Genomic DNA, 19,473 nt, shown 5'->3' with positions numbered 1-19,473 from the left:
CAGCTTCATTTATGGGCCAGACTCTAAGGACGTAAGCTTATGACCCCCAGTCTCGTCATTTTCGATTGCGACGGCGTGCTTGTCGACACGGAACGGCTCACCAACCGCAACATGGCCGAACTGGTCACGGAACTCGGCCACGCCATGACCGGCGAGGACTGCCAGAAGCAGTTCATGGGACGGACGCTGGAGGATGTGCACCGGCGGGTCGAGGCGCTGATCGGCCGGAAACTGCCGGCGGACTGGCCGGACCAGGTGCGCAGGCGCGATCTGGAGAGTTTTGCGGCGGGCGTGCCGGCGATTAGGGGCATTGAGGCGGTGCTCGACCGGCTGGACCACGATAACCTGCCTTTTTGTGTCGGCTCCTCCGGCCGCTACGAGAAGATGCGTACCACCCTCGGCAGTTCCGGCCTGTTGCCACGGCTCGAGGGAAGGCTGTTTTCGGCCGAGGATTGCGCGAATGGAAAGCCGGCGCCGGATGTCTTCCTGCTTGCCGCGCGCAAGATGGGCCATGCGCCAGAGACTTGCGTTGTGATCGAGGACAGCGTTCCGGGTGTGATGGCGGCGCGCGCGGCCGGCATGCGGGTCTATGCGTACGCCGAGGATCCGGCCTGTGACCGGGCAGCTCTGTCGGCGGCCGGCGGCATCCTGTTCGACGAGATGGCGCAGCTGCCGGAGCTTCTTCTTTCCAACAGCCGGTAGTTTTCTGGAAAAAGGTTTCGCGGGAAGCAGTCGCAAAGGCAGTTTGCGCCTCTTAAAACTTTCAGGACGCCGTATTATGTTACCGCTTTCAGCAAAGAATTGAGCCGGATGCTCCGGCCGATCAGGGAGACCAGTCATGAGCAAGAAGACCAGCGGCCGCGGCAAGATCTATGCCTCCATCACCGACACGATCGGCGATACTCCGATTGTCCGGCTGGACCGCCTGGCCAAGGCCCATGGCGTCAAGGCCAACCTTCTCGCCAAGCTTGAATTCTTCAACCCGATCTCCAGCGTCAAGGACCGGATCGGCGTTGCCATGATCGAGGCGATGGAGGCCGCCGGCCAGATCGAAGCCGGCAAGACCACCCTGGTGGAGCCGACCTCCGGCAACACCGGTATCGCGCTCGCCTTTGTCGCCGCGGCCAAGGGTTACCGGCTGATCCTGGTGATGCCGGAAACCATGTCGGTCGAGCGCCGCAAGATGTTCAAGATCCTGGGCGCGGAACTGGAACTGACCGAAGGTCCGAAAGGCATGAAGGGCGCCATTGCCCGCGCCGAGGAGCTGGTTGCCGAAATCGATGGCGCGGTGATGCCGCAGCAGTTCGAAAATCCGGCCAACCCGGAAATCCACCGCAACACCACGGCCGAGGAAATCTGGAACGACACCGACGGCACGGTTGATGTCTTCGTCTCCGGCATCGGCACCGGCGGCACCATCACCGGCGTTTCCCAGGTGCTCAAATCCCGCAAGCCGGACCTTCACGTGGTTGCCGTGGAACCTGCCGACAGTCCGATCCTCTCCGGTGGCCAGCCCGGCCCGCACAAGATCCAGGGCATCGGCGCCGGCTTTGTCCCGGCCATCCTTGACACCTCGGTCTATGACGAGGTCCAGACCGTCGCCAACGAGGACGCTTTTGCCATGGCGCGCGAAGTCGCCAGGACCGAAGGCCTGCCGGTCGGCATTTCTTCCGGCGCGGCGCTGACCGCCGCCATCCGGGTCGGCCAGCGCGACGACATGGCGGGCAAGAACATCGTCATCATCATTCCGTCCTTCGCCGAGCGCTACCTGTCGACGGCGCTGTTCGAGGGCCTCTAAGTCATACTGCCCCGCGAATTCTTCCGGTTTGCGGGGCGGTTTCATTTTTTCCGGTGATGCAGTACCCGGCCGATCGTATTCATCAGGATCTGAGCCGCCAGGATGCTTGTGGAACCGGTCGGATCGTAGTCCGGCGCCACTTCCACCAGGTCGATGCCGACAATGTCACCGCGTTTGGCCAGGCCGTCGATCAGCTCCAGCACCTCGTAATAAAGAAAACCGCCATGGCTGGGCGTGCCGGTGCCCGGGGCGATCGACGGATCGAAGGCGTCGATGTCGATGGTGAGGTAATAGCGTTTGCCTTCCGGGATGCGCGCCAGAAGGCCTTCAGTGCCGAGCTTGCGCACATGGCGCACCGACTGGATGTCCGAGCCCATGCGCCTTGCGTCCTCATAACCGTCCCGCGACGTTGACGAGACATTGCGGATGCCGATCTGGGTGAGCCCTGTCACGTAAGGTTTTTCGGCCGCCCGGCGCATCGGGTTGCCGTGGCCGTAGCGCACGCCATGGCGCTCGTCAACAAAGTCGAGATGGGCATCGATCTGCACCACATGGATCGGGGCTTCGCCGTCGAAGGCGTTGATGCAGGGAATGTTGATCGAGTGATCGCCGCCGAGCACCACCGGCAGGGCGCCCGCGGCGAGGATCTTGCGCACACCGAACTCGATGCGCCTGTGGCTCTCGATCGTGTCGGTGTGCACGATATCCGCGTCGCCGAGATCGACCATCCTTGTGGTTTCCGCCGGCAGGTAGGTGATGTCGTCCTCGAAATCATAGGCCCCGGCATGGCCGAAGGAAAACAGCGTCGAGGCTTCGCGGATTGCCCTTGGCCCCATGCGCGCTCCGGAGCGCCATTGGGTGCCGAAATCGAACGGCGCCCCCAGAACGGCAACATCCGCGTCGATCGCGTCCCAATCCGGCTGATAGGGCGACTTGCCGAAGGTGCAGATGCCGACAAAGGGCAGATTGAGCCGCCCGCCTTCATAGCCGTGTGAGGACATTTTTAGCTCCCGCTGGATGGTTTCCGGCACTAGTTCCCCGAATCTGAAGTTCGTCTTATTTCCCGGCACACTCGGAACGAGCTTCAGATTCAAAAGGGTGACTAGCAAGCATATGTTTCTAGTGTGGTTTTCGAATTTGAAATTCACTTCGATGGTCGCTGCAACAATGAGGCGAATTTCAAATTCACCACACTACAGCATCAAACTTGAAGGTGTGAAAGGCGGCATAAGGTGTGTCGTCGCGATAAACCGATTATCAGGGCCGAGGCATCACTCCAATACTCAGTGTCACCCCGTGCGAGCGAAGCGAGACCCGGGACCCACTCATTTCCAGAGAGTGGTTTGGGAGGCGTTCGCTTAAGTGATAGCGCTATGGCTTCAGCAGGCGGACCTGCGAGTAGGCCCCGGATCTGCGCTCCGCTTGTCCGGGGTGACAAGCAGGTTGTGACTTCGCAAAGAGCCCGCCCTAAACCGTCCGCTCCATCCGCGTTGCTGACGAAAAACCGAACAGGACTTCCAGAACCCCGGTCTTTTCCTCGCTAACAGCCTTGAAACCGGCACGTTCATAAAGGGCTCTGGCACGCGGATTGGTGTTGATCACATCCAGGCGGACACGGGCGAGACCGCGCTCGCGCGCTTGCGCGCAGACCGCCTCAAGCAGGGCGCTACCGACACCCTGACCACGGGCTTCTTCGGCAACGAAAATCCCATCCATGAGCAGGCAATGCGGTTCCGTTTCCCGTTCCAGGACGTCCAGCAGAAGCCCGCGGCATGTTCCGCCCAAGGTGCCATAGACCGCAATCATGTCCTCGAGGCCGCCTGCCACGAGCGCACCCTGATCCGTCTTGAAGCCGGCAAGCCCGAGCAGGCGACCGTCCGGCGACAGAGCGCCCAGCGCAAAGCCCGGATCGATCACCCGGTCGAGAAACCTGAGCGCTTTTTCCTCCGGCCCCATGACTGTGCCAAGCTTTCCGGAAAAGGCCCGCCAGAACAGGCGAACGGCAACGGGCCGCTCGGTCTCGGGAAAACCGGGAACGATCCGGAAGGCCTGGCGCATTGTCAGCGATCAGCGCACGATCACCGCTGTTCCGGTGGCGCTGACCATCAGCATAGAGCCGTTCTGGCCGACGGTTTCATAGTCGAGATCGACGCCGATGACCGCATTCGCGCCCATCGCCTGAGCCTGCTGGCACATTTCCTCAACCGCGATCTTGCGCGCCTTGGCGAGTTCTTCCTCATAGGCGCCCGAGCGGCCGCCGACGATGTCGCGGATCCCGGCAAAGATGTCCTTGAAGAGGTTCGCCCCGAGGATCGCCTCACCGGTCACCAGGCCCTTGTAGTCCAGATCCCGGCCTTGAATGGTGTTGGTGGTGGTGACCAGCATATCGGTTCTCCTCAAAAGATGTGACGATTACAGAGATGGGATGCGGCCCTTGCCGTTGCAAGGAAAGTGCGCCGGCGCAGCAGAATGCGCGCAGCCCTGACCTTCAGAAGATATGCGAGAAAATGGCCGCCAGCGTCACGGCGATGCCCGTGGCAACCGCAAGCGTGTAGATCGTCCAGCCGGTCTGCGTGTCCGTGGTCTTTTTCGGTTTCACTCCGTCCGACATGAGGTCCTTCCGGTCCGGGCGAGGTCTTGGGTGTGCGGCGGCAGTGTGTCAGGCAGATCCTAACAAGTCGCTTATCCGCCGCGTGTCCCGCCCGGCGTTTGGCCTTGGGGACCAATAAAGGCTGGTGGACAGGCCGTGACAATGGCAAAGCTCGTAAGGACCATATCGTTCAAATCCATTCGTTCAGTCTCCGACAGGAAATCCTATGAGAGCCGTGCTTTATGAAACCTTCGCGCAGGCCCCGAAGCTCGCAACGGTGCCCGATCCAACACCGGAGGCCCATGGCGTGGTGCTGAAGGTCGAGGCGACCGGGGTTTGCCGCAGCGACTGGCATGGTTGGATGGGCCATGATCCGGACATCACGCTGCCGCATGTGCCCGGGCATGAACTCGCCGGCACCGTTCTGGCGACCGGCAAGGATGTCCGCCGCTGGAAGGAAGGCGATCGGGTCACCGTGCCCTTTGTCGGCGGCTGCGGTGCCTGCCCGGAATGCCATGCCGGCCACCAGCAGGTCTGCGAGCACCAGTTCCAGCCCGGCTTCACCCATTGGGGGTCGTTTGCCGAATATGTCGGCATCCACCAGGCCGACCTCAATCTGGTCGCCCTGCCGGAGACGATGACTTTCGCCACCGCCGCCAGCCTCGGTTGCCGCTTCGCGACCTCGTTCCGGGGCGTGATCGACCAGGGCCGGGCGTCAGCCGGCGAATGGGTCGCCGTTCATGGCTGCGGCGGTGTCGGCCTCTCGGCGGTCATGATCGCCGAGGCCGTCGGTGCCCAGGTGGTTGCCATCGACATTGCCGAGGACAAGCTGGCCCTGGCAAAGGACCTCGGCGCTGTGGCAACGGTCAATGCCGCAGCAATACCGGATGTTGCCGGGGCGGTGATCGAGATCACCGGCGGCGGCGCCCATCTTTCGATCGATGCTCTGGGCCACCCGACCACCTGCTTCAATTCGATCCAGAACCTGCGCCGCCGCGGCCGTCATGTGCAGATCGGCCTGATGCTCGCCGATCACGCCACGCCTGAGATCCCGATGGCCAAGGTGATCGGCTGGGAACTGGAGATCTTTGGCAGCCACGGCATGCAGGCCCACCGCTATGGCGCCATGCTGGATATAGTGAGAACAGGCAAGCTGAAGCCCGATCGCCTCGTCGGCAGGGAAATCAGCCTGGAACAATCCATTGAAGCACTGACGGGGATGGACCGGTTTGAGGGCGTCGGGGCGACGGTGGTGACGCGGTTCTGAGGGGGCGGATAAGGCAAAAGCGCCCTGTCCGCTCTTGAATGGCCATCAAGACTTTTTAAGCAGATCTGTTGGTGTTGAAGTGGTCCCGAGAAAATCTGCTTCTTTCACGATCAGAAGATCATTGCCGTCAATATTCACCATGGCGCCCGACCATTTACCTAAGAGCACGCGATCACCTGCCTTCACATCGATGGGAACGAAGTTTTCCGATTTAGCTTGGACGTCGCTGATTACGTGCCATACCGCAGCAGCTGAGGTGTCAACATGCTTGGGGCGGGGCAGGTAACCGACACTGCTTGCAACTTGAGCTGTACCGTCTGTGCGGAAAATCAGGGTTTTCACGGGCTCAACAACCCAATTTGATTCCACGCCTGGCAACACATTCTCGACATAAGCTACAAATGGCTCAGCTTCGTTTTCTATTGAGTATAGGTCAGCGGTCTGCGCAACCGATTTTGAGATTTCAATCTCCCTTTGAATTTCGGCCGCAAAATCGTCTTGAACACCTTCGAAAAATACGTCCAGGACATCTTGCCCAATCCGGCTGAGAGCATTGCCGATCCGCTGTGCGCCGACTTTACGCAGCACACCGAATGTCGAAAGATTGCGACCTAGTACAAAGATTTCGTCTTCGAAGGGGCCTTCGTCCAATACGGAATGTGCCAACAACGCTTCCAGCGAGCCCACGAAGTCCGCAAGCTTTTCATCATCCTTTGCTGCGATGTCATCCGCTAAGGACCGGAGTTGTTTCGGGGATGCGTTCGCTAAGTCCATGAGATGTTTACCTCTGGGCAGAATATAACGCTATTCAGTGCCTATATGTAGTCCCATTTCCATAAAGAGGGAGTGAACGGCCGCCAGGTGGGCATCGGTTTGATGTGATCGGACGCCATATCGTCCTGACAACCGGTTGATCTTCCAATGGAAGGAGTCATTGTCCTCAGGCCTGAATCGTATTTCTCCGCCTATGCGTGCGGCGCGTTTGCCGGCAAGCAGCGAAGGGTGCCCCAAACGTCCAATGCGCCCTCCGTTGATTTCGTGATTTAGGCGATTTGTGACCAGACTTTCGCGAAAATACGGCATCAAATAACTGCCATCATGACCGTCGATGAGTTCTTCAAAAGCGATGAAGATGTTGCCGGGTTCATCCATCACCCATAGAATGACGACTTTGCGGTGTATCACTGCCGGTATCTTCAAGAACAGTGCGCTTTCAAAGTATTTCTGCAGGCTGGCAGCGGTGTCTTTGGTCAGTTGTTGGAGAGAGTTTGGCTGAAATTTGAGTTCCAATTTGGATATGGGTCGTTCTGTTTCTAGACACGGGCCATAAAGAGTATCCAGTTTCGTCATAAGGCTTTCTCGCAAACATAAACGGGCTTGATCTTGATGCTTCGAAAAATGTCTGAACAGACCAAAGACTTGGCTACCCATGTCCTGGATTTGAGACCTACGGATCATTTCAAGCCGCCCGCCGCGACACGTCCTGACCGCGGTAGCTCATCGCTTCGGCAAGATGAATGCGGCCGACCTGGTCGACGCCGTCGAGATCGGCGAGGGTGCGCGCGAGTTTCAGAACCCGGTGGTAACCTCGGGCGCTGAGGGCCAGCCGTTCGGCGATGTCGCGCAGGAAGGCGAGGCCCTTGTCGTCCGGCTTGGCCATGGTCTCGACCACGGAGGCCGGGGCCTGGGCGTTGGTGCGGCAGGCAACGCCGAGCTCCAGGAAACGCTGCAGCTGGATGGCCCGCGCTTCGGCGACCCGGGCGGCGACCTTTTCGGAGCTTTCGCTTTCCGACGGGCCGATCAGATCGGCGGCGGTCACCGCCGGCACCTCGATCCTGACATCGATCCGGTCGAGCAGCGGCCCGGAGATGCGCGCCTGATAGTCGGTGACGCAGCGCTCGCCACGGCGGCATTGATGGCCCGGTTCGCCGGCATGGCCACAGCGGCACGGGTTCATGGCCGCAACCAGCTGGATCCGCGCCGGATAGGAGACCCGGTGATTGGCCCGGGCAATCACCGCTTCGCCGGATTCCAGCGGCTGGCGCAGGCTGTCGAGCACCTGGGGCGTGAATTCCGGCAACTCATCGAGGAAGAGCACGCCGTTATGGGCCAGCGATACTTCGCCCGGCCGGGCCTTCAGTCCCCCACCGACCAGCGCGGCCATGGAGGCGGAATGATGCGGAGCCCGGAACGGCCGCCGGTCGGTGAGCTTGCCCTCCGCCAGTTCACCGGCGAGCGAGGCGATCATGGAGACTTCCAAAAGCTCGCGCGGGGTCAGCGGCGGCAGGATCGACGGCAGGCGGCTCGCCAGCATGGATTTGCCCGAGCCCGGAGGCCCGGTCATCAGGAGATTGTGGCCGCCCGCCGCGGCGATTTCCAGGGCCCGGCGGGCCGTTTCCTGGCCCTTGACCTCGGCAAGGTCCGGCAGGGATCCGGGATGGCCCTGCAGCCGGGCAACCGGACGGGACAGCACCTGGGTGCCCTTGAAATGATTGGCGAGCTGGATCAGCGAGCGCGGCGCCAGGATATCCATATCCGGGTCGGCCCAGGCGGCCTCGCTGCCGCTGGCTTCGGGGCAGATCAGGCCCTTGCCGATCGCGCTCGCGCCCATGGCGGCGGGCAGCACGCCGGCGACCGGCGCCAGCGTGCCGTCGAGGCCGAGTTCGCCCAGAACCGCATAACCTTCCAGAAACTCGCCCGGTATGGCGCCGATGGCGGCCATGATGCCAAGCGCGATCGGCAGATCGTAATGGGAGCCTTCCTTGGGCTGATCGGCGGGGGCGAGATTGACGGTGACGCGCTTGGCCGGCAAGGCGAGGCCAGAGGCGGAGAGCGCTGCGCGCACCCGCTCCCGGCTTTCGGCGACCGCTTTGTCCGGAAGGCCGACGACATTGAAGACGACCGCGCCCGGGCCGACATGGACCTGCACATCCACCGGCACCGCTTCGATGCCCTGAAACGCAACCGTCGTGACCCGGCTGACCATGCCCCGCCCTCTACCTGAAGATGCAAGTCAGGCAATCATATATTTTCGGGAGTTTCAAGAACAAAGATGGAACAATGACAGGAATGCCGGTGAAAGACGTGGCCGGCCGCACACGGAGGCGCTCACTCCGGTGTGAGCGTCAGGCATTTGCCGGTGGCAGTCGGCAGGTCGCGCCAAGTCCGGAACCCAAGGGCGGAATAGTAGCCGCGCCCGGCAAGGTTCGACTTGCCGATGGTCGCGTCGATCCTGGACAGCCCGGCGCGTTTTGCGGCTTCAAGCGTTTGCGAAAACAGCAAGCTGCCGACGCCCTTGCGTCCCGAACACAGGCTGACATAGGTGCCGATGACGCCCCAGCCCGCCGGCAGGTCGTAGGCGTTGCCCTGTCTGGCCAGCTTCAGGGACTGAAAGCCTTTCAGGCGGCCGTTCGGCGCAACAGCGACGGTGCAGGCCAGCGAGTCCGGATGCTCGATATAATATGCGCGCACGTGATCGGGATCGCCGGGCCGGTCGCTTTGCCAGGATTCGAGAATTTCTGACAGAATACGGCTCATGGCCGTTGCATCGGCGCTTTCAGCCGGACGGACAATCATGAATGTCTCAAAACACCAGGTATGGACGCCAGAAACCGGACCGAAGGCGGTCCACCGCGTCATGGATCAAGCTTCAGGTCAGGACACCAGAACACGCAGGCGCCGGCTCGGCTCCTTCGCGCTCTCCGCGCGCGCAAGCACAACCTCGAGATAGGTCGGCACCTGGAAATCGTCTGAAGGGGTCAGCCGATTGACCTCCAGCCAGTCGGAAACCAGCTCAAGCAGCCTGTCCGGGTCTTTTTCGAACATGGCCCGGCACAACTCCATGTCGAGGCGTGCACCGGGATTGGTGGAGGGGGCGATAATCATGGATCCATTCACAATTCTTCAATCAATCATAGCGTGCTACAACCATGCATGCAATTTTTGAGAAATGCCAGCAAATTGGGGTTATGCGCCGTGTCGAGATCATAACCAGCTGTTATGCCTGCGCCTCCGTTCCGGCGGAAGTCCGGACCAGCGCCAGCGCGCAACAGGTCAGACCGGCGGCAAAAAACAAGGCGGACTGGCCGGTTACAGGGATCAGGAAGCCGCTCACGATCGGTCCGACGCCTTGCCCAAGCGAGAGCAGGAAAAAGGTGAAACCGAAGCCGATGGACGGCGCGGCGCGGAAAATCCGCATGCTCCACATGCCGAACAGAGCCGTCATGACGATGAAACCCGAGCCGAAACAGGCGGCGGAGAGGAAGATGCCGAGCTTCGTTTCCACCAGCAATGGCAATGTACCGATGGCACCGCCCACCAGAAGGGCCAGCAGGAGGTAGGCCCGGCCGAGGCCCCAGCGATTGACCAGGCCGCCGGCGAAACAGCCGGTGACACCGGCGATGCCGAGCACGATCCAGAACTGGACCGCGTCGCGCGGATTGCCCGTCAATGTCGTCAGCAGGTCGACCGCGTAGGTCCAGTAGATGGCCGAGACGATGCCGAACAGGAAGGCCGACAGGAACAAGGTCCGGGCCGAGCGCTCCATCAGGATCCACAAAGAGACCTTGCGCGGTCCGGTCTCCAGATGCGGGCTGCGCCGGGGCAGGGCGAAGCCGTTCCAGACGGTGATGGCGAGCGCCAGGCCGGCGAAGACCAGCCAGGCCAGCCGCCAGTCGCCGCCCGCATAAAGCGCCAGCGGACCGGCAAAGGCGACGCCGAAGCCGGTGCCGGAATTGATCCAAGCATAGACGACATTCTGGCGGCCCGTTTCCGTATGCCGGACGATGACATCCGAAAACGGCGGATAGGCCAGACCGGGACTCGTACCGGCGATGAAGACGCCGACGGCCAGTGCCAGCGGTGTCGGCGACCAGGCGATCAGCGCCATACCGGTGGTCGCGGCGATGCCTCCGAGCAGGATTGGCAGGCGCGGCTCGAACACCGTCGACAGCCAGGATCCGGCAAAGGTCGCCGCCAGATAACCCATATAGGACAGGCCGGCGATCAGGCCGATCATCTCGGATGAAAGACCGAATTCCAGACGGATATCGGGCAGGAACAGGCCGAAACAATACCGCGCAAGACCATAGGTGGCGGCCACGATGGCAAGACCCGCCGCCGTCAGGCCGCGGGTCCGCGCGAGGCTCATCTCATACCCGGCGGGAGAGCTGGAAGTGAAGTGTTTGGTCATCCGTGGAGCTCTCGCCGACAATCGTGAAATGGCCACCCTCCTGCCGGTAGTGGCGGTACTGATCGAGGGTAAGTTTCAGGCAGAAGTTGGAAACATGCAAGTTTCTTGCACTGATTGAACCGGCATATTCTTCAGCCAGAATGGCCACTTGCGCGCTCTGGCCGTCGCGGAAGGCGACCGGCAGCAGAAAGAACCGGTTGAGTGTCGGCAGATTGCGGTCGACGGCCCGCTCAAAGGCGATGCGCGAGAACCTCTGCATTGCCGGATGGGCATAGAAGCCGGAAATCTTGTCGACCTGACCGGTGGTGTAAAGCTGGCTTTCGGAGAGCAGCAGGTCACCCGGCCGGGCGATGCCGGCAAGCCAGTCATTGACCACGAAGGGATCGTCATTGCCTTCCTGGAAGCCGAGCATGGTGATGACAGCGCGCGGCGCGCCCTGTTCAACCGCGTCGGCAAGCCGGAACTCCTCGAAGGACGAGGTGACAAAGGTCAGGGGCGTTCCCGGCAGGATTTCCGCCAGCGCGGCCTTCATGGGGCCGGCGGATTTCGGATTGATGTCGACGGCGATGTAGCGGTCGATGACAACGCCCAGCCGCAGCAGCGTTTTCAGAATGAAGCCGGTCTTTATCGGTTCGGGACCGAGCTCGACATAGATCAGCGGCTTCCCACCGAGCGTTTCGGCAATGGCCACGCAGCTTTCTTCCAGCGCTTCGCGGAAGGAACGTCCGGTCTTGGCGAGACGGCCCAGGGTAGGCGAGGCGATGCCGCCTTCGTTGAGCTGGCGCATCAGCTGGAACACCTCGTCCAGATGTCCGGTCGCAGTCTCCTGTGACCCGGCATTGGTGTATTTGACCCGGTTGTCCTGGGTCAGGATGCGGTCAAGACTGAATTCGGTATGAGCGGCGATCGCCCGGTGGACTTTTTGCTGCAAAGAGGTTTCTGCGGAAAAACGGTGGTGGTCTGGCCGATGCTCCGGCTGGCCAAAGGAAAGCGCTAAAGTCATGGCGGCTACCTGTTTTGACAAGGAGACTCCCGGATTACGGGATTTTTTACCCCTGTTTAAATTTATAATTGAAGCGCATCATAATAGAACGTTATGCTTGTCCAGCGCTGACCTGGTGGAAGAGTTAACGGAGCAGGCGCTAAAACGGAGGCAGGGAATTGACCATCGGCCGTTTTAACATCGAGTTGCTGGAAGCGTTTGTTGCCGTGGCCGAAGCCGGCAACGTCACCCACGCGGGGACCCGGCTCAACCGCACCCAGCCTTGCGTCAGCACCCAGCTGCGCCGCCTGGAGGACAGGGTCGGCAAACCCCTGATCGAGCGCAACGCGCGCACCATGAACCTGACCCCCGCGGGCCGGATCCTCTATCAGCACGCCACGGAAATCCTGCGCTCCCACGAGGAAGCCCGTCTGCGCCTCTCCGCGCCCGAACTCACCGGCACGGTCCATGTCGGCCTGCCGGAATGGTACGCCACCGGCCAGCTGCAGTCGATCTTCTGCAATTTCGTGCGCATCCATCCCAATGTGAAGCTGGAAATGACGGTCGCCGACAGCGCCACCTTGCATGAAATGCTCACCAACAACGAGATCAACCTGGCAATCGCCCTGGTCACCGCCTCCAAGGCGTTGCCGGACGAAGTGGTCGAGGAGCCGTTGCACTGGGCCGTCAGCGACACCTGCCAGCTGACCGATCCGTTGCCGCTGATCCTGTTTCCGCAACCCTGTCCATTCCGCGAGATGGCCTTCAGCGCCCTCGCCCGCGCCGGCCGGCAATGGTATGAGCGCATCACCACCACCAGCGTCGCCGCCGCCCAGGTTGCGGTCCTGTCCGGCGCTGGCATCTGCTGCCTACCGACGGGCGCGCTCCAGGACGGCATCAAGGTTCTGAAGGAACAGGACGGTTTTCCGAAACTGCCGGCAACGCAGCTGGCCATCTACACGCAGTCGACCACTCAATCGCCGATCGTCGATTATCTGGAAGAGCATCTCAACGACCTCCTGCAAAACGCCATCGCGCCGCGCTCCGTGCTGGCGGGCAAGATCTCGCCGGAACTGCGGGTGGTGTGAAGGTCTGACCGGAGGACGCGCTGCCGAGCTACACCGTTCCAGTGCCGGAAAATGACGTCCGCTTCCGATTGGCGCGGGCACTGGTGGATCCATCCGGATTGCTCAGAGCCGCCTTCACCGCCGGGTCAAAGGATCGGCCAATCGGAATGAAATCTCCGCCCGATAGCGTCAGTCCGGCCCGGCCATTCTGCCGTGCGCGGCCGGTAACGGTGTGCAGGGCAACCCAGTGGGACCGGTGGCACTGAATGCCCGATTCCGGCTCGGTCTCCTTGATGGCATCGCGAAATCGCAGGGCGATAAGCTCCCGTCCCTTGTCGGTGACCACCTCGACATAGTGGTCCTGTGCCGACAGGCGCATGAGGCGACCCCGTTTGGCCGGTGGCAGACGCCGCAGAACCACCGGCGTGTCGCCGGAGTTCTGTTGTTGCGCCGAAGACACGGGCGGTTCGGCCAGATGGAACACGGTGACGATGGCACCCATCACCGCTGCGCATTGCAGATAAAGAACCGGCAGGTCGTGGTGAAACGGGTTGAAGCCGAAGGCGAGGCTCACGAGGGCGACAACCAGTGAGACAGGCAGCGCGGCCAGCAGCGCGATTGCGGCAAGTTCCAAAGGGGCAGGCACCTGCCTTTGACGCAGAAACCGCTCAAGGCCCGATGCGGATGCGTGGCCGACGGCAGCCGTTAGGCTCGCGACCGCGCTCCAATAAAGGAAACGCAAGACTGTCGGATAGGCGTCAAAGGTGCCGAAGGGCCCAACAAGGCCGGCCAGTCCGGCGAGTGTCACAAGCAAGGCCAGGCTGCGGCGGGACGCGAACGGGGCGACGAGGTCGTGCCGAATTTGCGTGACATGCGTGTTGTTCACGAAACTGAGCTGCACTTGGCGAAATCTCCATTGGTCTTGGCGCTCAAACGGATCATGGCTGAGACCCTAATCCAACCGAGATGAGGAAACCATGACAGGTCTCAAATCGCGCCGCCGATCCGCCATGCCACTGCTGCTGCCGGTGATCCTTTCCCTACACTTTTTAACCGCCGCTCCGGCCGGGGCCTGTTCCACTTTGGCTTTCCCCGACCCTGAGCAACCGGTTCTGGCCTTCAACTTCGACTTTGCCGAGACTGGCGCCGGGTTCCTGATCGTGAACGTCGAAGGGATCGAGCGCCGCTCGGTCATGGACGGCAATGGCGCACGCTGGTCGGCCCGCTACGGCAGCGTTACAGTCAACCAGGTCGGACCTGGCATGCCGACGGCCGGGATGAACACGGCAGGCCTCGCGATCACGCTGATGTGGAACGAGGCCGCGATTTACGGTGGTTCAACCGATGCACCGACGGTGAGCGAACTGGAATTCATCCAGTTTCTGCTCGACACGTCCGGGTCGGTGGAAGAAGCGCTGGCGAAGCTAGAGACGGTCCGGATCGAGGGAGTGGTGCCGATCCACTATTTCCTGTTCGATCGGACGGGCGCCGCCGCAATCCTCACTCCGGCCCAAAATGGGCTTCAGGTTCACACAGGCGACAGCCTGCCGGTGCCGGCCCTGACCAACACCAGCTACGCTGCGGCGATCGAGCACATTGGTAAAATGCAGGGCTTCGGAGGCAAGGTGCCCATGCCGGAGGAACAGAGGCCGGGTGAAACCAACAGCCTTGACCGCTTTGCAATTGCCGCCGGTCTGACCGGAGCGGCAAAAACCTCATTCGACCCGCAGAGTGCCTTTGCCGCGCTGGACCGACTGGCCAATCGGGAAACGCGCTGGCAGGTGGTGTTCGAACCGCAAAGCCAGGCGATGCGGCTGCGTTTGAAAGGACATGCTGAAGATCTGGTGATTGATCTCGGTTCTCAGAATTTTGCCTGCCGGGGTGCTCCGGTCGGCGCGGCCCTGAGCACACTGACACCGGACACGTTGCAGGACGTGCTGCAGCCCCTTGAGGGCAGCGGCCTGGCGGCCAGCCTTGCCGAGGTGCTTGGTTCCATGTCCGAGACCGCCCATCTCGGCCAGCCCGAGGTCGCCCGGGGCCTGGCCGCCGGGTTGATCGCCGCCAGCAGCTGCACGCCTGAGTAATTGCTGCTAATCTTTGCAAGGCAGCTGGTCAGCGCCATTGGCAGAGTGCCGTCTCAACCGGAGGAGTTTTCATGTGCGATCTATGCGTCATCCAGTCGGTCAAGCAGCGCATGCTGTCTCGCCGCGATTTTTTCAAGGCAACCGCGGTCGGCTCCGGTGTAGCGGCAACGGCCGCTCTGACAAGCACGGTGACCGGTGCCCTTCCGGCAATGGCCCAAGCACCGTCGACAATCGCCGATATGACCCATGAGCTTCATGCAGCGTTTCCGACCTTTGGCGGCGAACCGCAATTCGAGTTGAGCCAGGTCTTCGACATTGCCAAGGACGGCTACAATCTCTTCGAGCTGAAGGTGAACGAGCACACCGGCACCCATCTGGACGCGCCCTTGCATTTCTCGGCCGACGGCATGTCGGTTGCGGAAATCCCGGTCGAGAACCTGGTCGCGCCGCTCTGCATCGTCGACATCAAGGCGAGGGCCGCCGAGAACCCGGACGCGCAGGTCACACCAGACGACCTGAAAGCCTGGATCTCCGCCCATGGCGACATCCCGGCCGGTGCCTGCGTTGCCATGAATTCCGGCTGGGACGCCCATGTGGCGACCGACAGGTTCCGCAACGCGGATGCCAATGGCGTCATGCATTTCCCGGGCTTTCACGCGGAAGCAACGCAAATGCTGATGGAAGAGGCCGATGTGGTCGGCATTGCTGTCGACAGCCTGTCGCTCGACCACGGCATGTCGCAGGATTTCGCCGTGCATTATTCCTGGCTGCCGAGCAACCGCTGGGGTCTGGAATGCATCGCCAACCTCGACGCCCTGCCGGTCAGCGGCGCCACGCTGATCGTCGGCGCACCGAAGAACAGGGGCGGCACGGGCGGCCCGAGCCGGGTGATGGCGATGGTGTGACGATTGCCTCTTGAGGACACTTCCAACCTTGAAGCAACCCTACCGCCGTCATCCCGGGCGCAGCGCAGCGGAGACCCGGGATCGGGGAGCCGGGGCGTGTCGATAGAGGAAGATCAGGAGGCTAAAAGCACTTGCCTCTCCAGTCCCGCCGCGCGCTTCGCTTGGCCTGGATGACGCCGGAGAGGACGTGCCTTTGTGAAAATGTCGAGGCGCCTAATGCGCCTCGTCCCAATTGTCGGCCGCCCTGGCATCGACCTGCAGCGGCACGGTGAGTTTCAGCGCCGGGTCGCAGGCGTTTTCCATGACGTCCCTGATCACCGGAATGGTGTCCTCGACCTGGCCTTCCGGCACTTCGAAGATCAGTTCGTCATGGACCTGCAGCAGCATCTGCGCGTCGAGCTTTGAGTTCGCCAGGCGGTCCTCCATGCGCACCATGGCACGGCGCAGGATGTCGGAGGCCGAACCCTGGATCGGGGCGTTGATCGCCGCGCGTTCATAGAAGGCGCGCATATTCGGGTTCTTGGTGTTCACCTCCGGATAATGGGCCTTGCGGCCGAAGATCGTGGTGACATAGCCGTTGGCGTGCACCTGTTTCTTGGTCGCTTCCATATAGTCCTTGATGCCCGGGAAGCGCTCGAAATAGGTCTTGATATAGTCGCTTGCCTCACCGCGCGGGATGCCGAGCTGGTTGGCGAGGCCGAAGGCGGAAATTCCGTAGATGATGCCGAAATTGATGGCTTTCGCCTGGCGGCGGACCATCGGGTCCATGCCCTCGATCGGCGTGCCGAACATCTCGCTCGCCGTCATGGCGTGAATGTCGAGCCCGTCCTCGAACGCCTGTTTCAGCTGCGGGATGTCGGCCATATGGGCCAGCACGCGCAATTCGATCTGGCTGTAGTCGGCCGAAATCAGCTTGTGGCCCTTTTCGGCGATGAAGGCCTTGCGGATCTTGCGGCCTTCCTCGGTCCGGACCGGGATGTTCTGCAGGTTCGGCTCCGAAGAGGACAGGCGCCCGGTCGTGGTCGCCGCCAGCGCATAGGACGTGTGCACCCGGTTCGTCTCCGGGTTGATGTAGCCGGGCAGCGCATCCGAATAGGTCGATTTCAGCTTGGACAGCTGGCGCCAGGAGACGATTTTCGACGGCAGTTCATGACCCTCGGCGGCCAGGTCTTCCAGCACCTGGGCCGAGGTCGACCACGCGCCGGTCTTGGTCTTCTTGCCGCCGGGCAGGCCCATCTGGCCGAAGAGAATGTCGCCGAGCTGTTTCGGTGAGCCGATGTTGAAGCTTTGGCCGGCGAGCTCGTAGATTTCCGATTCCTTGGCGGCCATGCCTTGCGCAAAATCGCCGGAAAGCCGCGACAACATCTGCCGGTCGACGGAAATGCCGCGCTTTTCCATGCGCGCCAGCACCGGCACCATCGGCCGTTCCAGGGTCTCGTAGACGGTCGCCATCTTGTCGCTCGCCAGCCGCGGCTTCAGGATCAGCCATAGGCGCAGGGTGACATCCGCGTCCTCGGCGGCATAGGCGGTCGCCTTGTCGATCGCCACCTTGTCGAAGGTGATCATCGACTTGCCCGAGCCGCAGACCTCCTTGAACGGGATCGGCTTGTGATCGAGCCAGCGCTCGGAGAGCTCGTCCATGCCGTTGCCGCCCTTGCCGGCATCGACGGTGTAGGAGAGCAGCATGGTGTCGTCATAGGGCGTGATGTCGACGCCGTAGCGGGTCATCACCAGCCAGTCATATTTGAGGTTCTGCGCGATCTTCAGGACCGAACGGTCCTCCAGCATCGGCTTCAGCACCTCGATCGCGTCCTTCAGCGGGATCTGGCCCTCGACCAGGCCGCCGCCGCCCAGAAGATCGCCCTCGCCGTCCACATGGGCAAGCGGCACGTAGCAGGCCTTGCCCGGTTCGGTCGACAGCGACAGGCCTACCAGCTCCGCCTGCATGGCATCGAGCGAGGTGGTTTCCGTGTCGAAGGCGATATAGCCCTTTTCATAGGCCGCGTCGCACCATTCCTTCAGCCGGTCGAGGCTGGTGACGGTTTCATAAGCGCTGGAATCGACCGGGATCGCCTTGATGCGCACCGCGCGTGCATCGGCGACCGTCTGTGGCACCATCAGCCCGTCGGGTGCCGGCGCCGCGTCGCCCGGCGTCTTGGCGGCTTCCGAGCCGCTGCCGGTGGCGGCGCGTTCCATCATCCGGCCCTTGTGGTCGGGCACGTCCCAACCGGGAACCTGAAAATCGGCCGCGTCCACATTGGCAAGGTCCGCGCCTGTTACTTCCGCAACACGCTTGGTGAGTGTGCTGAAGCCCATCGCCTTCAGGAAGCCGACCGCCTTTGGTCCGTTGATTTCGGTCACGGAGAGATCGCCCACGGGCACGTCCACCGGAACGTCCTGTTTGAGCGTCACCAGTTCCTTGGAGACTCGCGCCTGATCGGCGAATTCGATCAGGTTTTCCCGGCGTTTGGTCTGCTTGATCGTGTCGGCCTGCGAAAGCAGGCTCTCCAGATCGCCGAATTCGTTGATCAAGAGGGCTGCGGTCTTCAGGCCGATGCCCGGCACGCCGGGCACATTGTCGACGCTGTCGCCCGCCAGCGACTGCACCTCGATGACCTTGTCCGGTCCAACGCCGAATTTTTCAAAGACTTCCGCCTCGCCGAAGACCTTGTTTTTCATCGTGTCGATCATGCCGACTTTCGGCCCGATCAGCTGCATCAGGTCCTTGTCGCCGGAAACAATGGTGACGCGGGCACCCTGATCGGCGGCCTGGCGCGCATAGGTCGCGATCAGGTCGTCGGCCTCGAAACCCGCCTGCTCGACGCAATGGACGGAGAAGGCGCGCGTTGCCTCCCGGATCAGGCCGAACTGCGGCACCAGGTCTTCCGGCGGTTCCGGCCGGTGGGCCTTGTATTCCGGATAGATGTCATTGCGGAAGGTCTTCGCCGAATGGTCGAAGATCACCGCAAAATGCGTCGGCTCGTCGCCCTCTTCCGGGGTCAGGCCCTCCTGCAGCAGCTTCCACAGCATGTTGCAGAAGCCGGAGACGGCGCCGACCGGCAGCCCGTCCGGCTTTCGTGTCAGCGGCGGCAGCGCGTGATAAGCGCGGAAGATGAAGGTGGAACCGTCGACCAGGATCAGGTGGTCATCGGCGGTGAGGGCGGGGGAGGAATCTTGCGTCGACATGGCGCGGATCATGCCCGGAGCCTCGCCCGGAGGAAAGGCCTAAAGTGACAAATTTTAGGCCTCGAAAACCGGCTCCTGACAGGACTGGGGCGCGGTGCCCGGCTCCGGAAAACAACGCAATGTCGCATTTGTGCTTTCGCGGAAAAGGCAAATGGTCCATTATATCCTCTGCTTGGTTTTCCGATCGGCACAAAGTGCCGGGAAACGAACAGGGAATTCGGACACGGCGGACCCAATTAGGGCGCTGGATGCCGAAGCCGCCCCCGCGACTGTATGCGGTGAGCGTTGACCCATTGCACCACTTGCTCGTCGAAGCAGGGAAGGTCGGGTCAATTGCCACGACCCGCGAGCCAGGAGACCTGCCAGGCAAGACCCGAAACACGGCCGTCGGGTGTGACGGCAA

Annotated in this window: 19 protein-coding genes and 1 riboswitch; of the genes, 6 read left to right on the top strand and 13 right to left on the bottom strand. The window is 61.9% G+C overall.

Features of this window, described 5'->3' with window-relative positions; translation table 11 throughout:
• The first annotated feature begins 39 nt into the window (after positions 1 to 39).
• Positions 40 to 702: an HAD family hydrolase gene (locus M0H32_RS24255; protein WP_248158489.1), complete on the top strand. Its 663-nt coding sequence runs from the start codon at positions 40 to 42 to the stop codon at positions 700 to 702.
• Positions 703 to 838: 136 nt separating this feature from the next.
• Positions 839 to 1,798, top strand: coding sequence for a cysteine synthase A (gene cysK / locus M0H32_RS24250; protein ID WP_248158487.1), 960 nt, complete (start codon positions 839 to 841; stop codon positions 1,796 to 1,798).
• Positions 1,799 to 1,839: 41 nt separating this feature from the next.
• Here cysK and M0H32_RS24245 read toward each other — a convergent pair whose 3' ends face one another.
• The 4 genes from M0H32_RS24245 to M0H32_RS29560 all read right to left on the bottom strand — a co-directional run bounded on the left by M0H32_RS24245 (position 1,840) and on the right by M0H32_RS29560 (position 4,409).
• Entirely contained in the window at positions 1,840 to 2,799 is a 960-nt protein-coding gene (locus M0H32_RS24245; RefSeq protein ID WP_248158485.1) for an agmatinase, read from the bottom strand.
• Positions 2,800 to 3,265: 466 nt separating this feature from the next.
• On the bottom strand, positions 3,266 to 3,856 hold the full coding sequence (locus M0H32_RS24240; RefSeq protein WP_248158482.1) for a GNAT family N-acetyltransferase: 591 nt from the start codon (positions 3,854 to 3,856) through the stop codon (positions 3,266 to 3,268).
• Positions 3,857 to 3,865: 9 nt separating this feature from the next.
• Positions 3,866 to 4,183 (bottom strand): heavy metal-binding domain-containing protein, encoded by a 318-nt coding sequence (locus M0H32_RS24235; RefSeq protein ID WP_248158479.1) that lies wholly within the window; start codon positions 4,181 to 4,183, stop codon positions 3,866 to 3,868.
• A gap of 103 nt (positions 4,184 to 4,286) precedes the next feature.
• Entirely contained in the window at positions 4,287 to 4,409 is a 123-nt protein-coding gene (locus M0H32_RS29560) for a hypothetical protein (protein WP_282449525.1), read from the bottom strand.
• Between the two features lie 205 nt (positions 4,410 to 4,614).
• On the opposite strand from M0H32_RS29560, the gene M0H32_RS24230 reads away from it, so the two are divergent.
• Positions 4,615 to 5,655, top strand: coding sequence for a zinc-dependent alcohol dehydrogenase family protein (locus M0H32_RS24230; protein ID WP_248158477.1), 1,041 nt, complete (start codon positions 4,615 to 4,617; stop codon positions 5,653 to 5,655).
• Between the two features lie 45 nt (positions 5,656 to 5,700).
• Here the strand turns inward: M0H32_RS24230 and M0H32_RS24225 are convergent, their stop codons facing one another.
• The 7 genes from M0H32_RS24225 to M0H32_RS24195 form a co-directional block, all read right to left on the bottom strand.
• Positions 5,701 to 6,429, bottom strand: coding sequence for a hypothetical protein (locus M0H32_RS24225; RefSeq protein WP_248158474.1), 729 nt, complete (start codon positions 6,427 to 6,429; stop codon positions 5,701 to 5,703).
• Positions 6,430 to 6,459: 30 nt separating this feature from the next.
• Positions 6,460 to 7,005, bottom strand: a complete 546-nt coding sequence (locus tag M0H32_RS24220; protein WP_248158472.1) for a hypothetical protein — start codon at positions 7,003 to 7,005, stop codon at positions 6,460 to 6,462.
• Positions 7,006 to 7,114: 109 nt separating this feature from the next.
• Positions 7,115 to 8,641 (bottom strand): YifB family Mg chelatase-like AAA ATPase, encoded by a 1,527-nt coding sequence (locus M0H32_RS24215; protein ID WP_248158469.1) that lies wholly within the window; start codon positions 8,639 to 8,641, stop codon positions 7,115 to 7,117.
• A 122-nt stretch (positions 8,642 to 8,763) separates the two neighbouring features.
• On the bottom strand, positions 8,764 to 9,294 hold the full coding sequence (locus M0H32_RS24210; RefSeq protein WP_248158467.1) for a GNAT family N-acetyltransferase: 531 nt from the start codon (positions 9,292 to 9,294) through the stop codon (positions 8,764 to 8,766).
• 15 nt (positions 9,295 to 9,309) lie between these two features.
• Positions 9,310 to 9,540, bottom strand: a complete 231-nt coding sequence (locus M0H32_RS24205; RefSeq protein ID WP_248158465.1) for a hypothetical protein — start codon at positions 9,538 to 9,540, stop codon at positions 9,310 to 9,312.
• A gap of 112 nt (positions 9,541 to 9,652) precedes the next feature.
• Positions 9,653 to 10,846, bottom strand: a complete 1,194-nt coding sequence (locus tag M0H32_RS24200; RefSeq protein WP_248158463.1) for an MFS transporter — start codon at positions 10,844 to 10,846, stop codon at positions 9,653 to 9,655.
• A complete protein-coding gene (locus tag M0H32_RS24195; protein ID WP_248158460.1) occupies positions 10,806 to 11,849 on the bottom strand; it encodes a hypothetical protein in 1,044 nt (347 codons plus the stop codon). The genes M0H32_RS24200 and M0H32_RS24195 overlap by 41 nt, the downstream gene beginning before the upstream one ends.
• 158 nt (positions 11,850 to 12,007) lie before the next feature.
• On the opposite strand from M0H32_RS24195, the gene M0H32_RS24190 reads away from it, so the two are divergent.
• Entirely contained in the window at positions 12,008 to 12,916 is a 909-nt protein-coding gene (locus M0H32_RS24190; RefSeq protein ID WP_248158456.1) for a LysR substrate-binding domain-containing protein, read from the top strand.
• Positions 12,917 to 12,944: 28 nt separating this feature from the next.
• Here the strand turns inward: M0H32_RS24190 and M0H32_RS29670 are convergent, their stop codons facing one another.
• Positions 12,945 to 13,796 carry a LytTR family DNA-binding domain-containing protein gene (locus tag M0H32_RS29670; protein ID WP_248158453.1) on the bottom strand — a complete coding sequence of 284 codons (852 nt, stop codon included), beginning with the start codon at positions 13,794 to 13,796 and terminating at the stop codon, positions 12,945 to 12,947.
• 76 nt (positions 13,797 to 13,872) lie between these two features.
• Between M0H32_RS29670 and M0H32_RS24180 the strand changes: the two genes are divergently transcribed.
• Both M0H32_RS24180 and M0H32_RS24175 read left to right on the top strand, forming a co-directional pair.
• Positions 13,873 to 14,979, top strand: a complete 1,107-nt coding sequence (locus M0H32_RS24180) for a linear amide C-N hydrolase (RefSeq protein ID WP_248158450.1) — start codon at positions 13,873 to 13,875, stop codon at positions 14,977 to 14,979.
• Positions 14,980 to 15,050: 71 nt separating this feature from the next.
• The gene (locus M0H32_RS24175; RefSeq protein WP_248158447.1) at positions 15,051 to 15,884 is read left to right on the top strand and encodes a cyclase family protein; all 834 of its coding nucleotides are present in this window, start codon (positions 15,051 to 15,053) and stop codon (positions 15,882 to 15,884) included.
• Between the two features lie 213 nt (positions 15,885 to 16,097).
• Here M0H32_RS24175 and polA read toward each other — a convergent pair whose 3' ends face one another.
• Complete coding sequence (polA, locus tag M0H32_RS24170) at positions 16,098 to 19,082, bottom strand: DNA polymerase I (RefSeq protein WP_248158444.1); 2,985 nt, start codon at positions 19,080 to 19,082, stop codon at positions 16,098 to 16,100.
• Positions 19,083 to 19,226: 144 nt separating this feature from the next.
• Positions 19,227 to 19,451, top strand: a riboswitch (cobalamin riboswitch).
• Positions 19,452 to 19,473: the final 22 nt, after the last annotated feature.

It is taken from the genome of Roseibium sediminicola, from assembly GCF_023156505.1.
GTDB classification, from domain to species: Bacteria; Pseudomonadota; Alphaproteobacteria; order Rhizobiales; family Stappiaceae; genus Roseibium; species Roseibium sediminicola.
The sequence above is the reverse complement of the archived record's forward strand: the minus strand, read 5'-3'. Positions and strand labels throughout refer to the sequence as shown.

What these genes read in the sequence shown, in the direction of transcription:
- polA (WP_248158444.1), bottom strand. Translation starts at nt 19,082, where the DNA reads ATGATCCGCGCCATGTCGACGCAAGATTCCTCCCCCGCCCTCACCGCC.
- M0H32_RS24255 (WP_248158489.1), top strand. Translation starts at nt 40, where the DNA reads ATGACCCCCAGTCTCGTCATTTTCGATTGCGACGGCGTGCTTGTCGAC.
- M0H32_RS24235 (WP_248158479.1), bottom strand. Translation starts at nt 4,183, where the DNA reads ATGCTGGTCACCACCACCAACACCATTCAAGGCCGGGATCTGGACTAC.
- M0H32_RS24225 (WP_248158474.1), bottom strand. Translation starts at nt 6,429, where the DNA reads ATGGACTTAGCGAACGCATCCCCGAAACAACTCCGGTCCTTAGCGGAT.
- cysK (WP_248158487.1), top strand. Translation starts at nt 839, where the DNA reads ATGAGCAAGAAGACCAGCGGCCGCGGCAAGATCTATGCCTCCATCACC.
- M0H32_RS24205 (WP_248158465.1), bottom strand. Translation starts at nt 9,540, where the DNA reads ATGATTATCGCCCCCTCCACCAATCCCGGTGCACGCCTCGACATGGAG.
- M0H32_RS29560 (WP_282449525.1), bottom strand. Translation starts at nt 4,409, where the DNA reads ATGTCGGACGGAGTGAAACCGAAAAAGACCACGGACACGCAGACCGGC.
- M0H32_RS24175 (WP_248158447.1), top strand. Translation starts at nt 15,051, where the DNA reads ATGTGCGATCTATGCGTCATCCAGTCGGTCAAGCAGCGCATGCTGTCT.
- M0H32_RS24215 (WP_248158469.1), bottom strand. Translation starts at nt 8,641, where the DNA reads ATGGTCAGCCGGGTCACGACGGTTGCGTTTCAGGGCATCGAAGCGGTG.
- M0H32_RS24245 (WP_248158485.1), bottom strand. Translation starts at nt 2,799, where the DNA reads ATGTCCTCACACGGCTATGAAGGCGGGCGGCTCAATCTGCCCTTTGTC.
- M0H32_RS24180 (WP_248158450.1), top strand. Translation starts at nt 13,873, where the DNA reads ATGACAGGTCTCAAATCGCGCCGCCGATCCGCCATGCCACTGCTGCTG.
- M0H32_RS24220 (WP_248158472.1), bottom strand. Translation starts at nt 7,005, where the DNA reads ATGACGAAACTGGATACTCTTTATGGCCCGTGTCTAGAAACAGAACGA.
- M0H32_RS24230 (WP_248158477.1), top strand. Translation starts at nt 4,615, where the DNA reads ATGAGAGCCGTGCTTTATGAAACCTTCGCGCAGGCCCCGAAGCTCGCA.
- M0H32_RS24200 (WP_248158463.1), bottom strand. Translation starts at nt 10,846, where the DNA reads ATGACCAAACACTTCACTTCCAGCTCTCCCGCCGGGTATGAGATGAGC.
- M0H32_RS24210 (WP_248158467.1), bottom strand. Translation starts at nt 9,294, where the DNA reads ATGACGCGGTGGACCGCCTTCGGTCCGGTTTCTGGCGTCCATACCTGG.
- M0H32_RS24195 (WP_248158460.1), bottom strand. Translation starts at nt 11,849, where the DNA reads ATGACTTTAGCGCTTTCCTTTGGCCAGCCGGAGCATCGGCCAGACCAC.
- M0H32_RS24240 (WP_248158482.1), bottom strand. Translation starts at nt 3,856, where the DNA reads ATGCGCCAGGCCTTCCGGATCGTTCCCGGTTTTCCCGAGACCGAGCGG.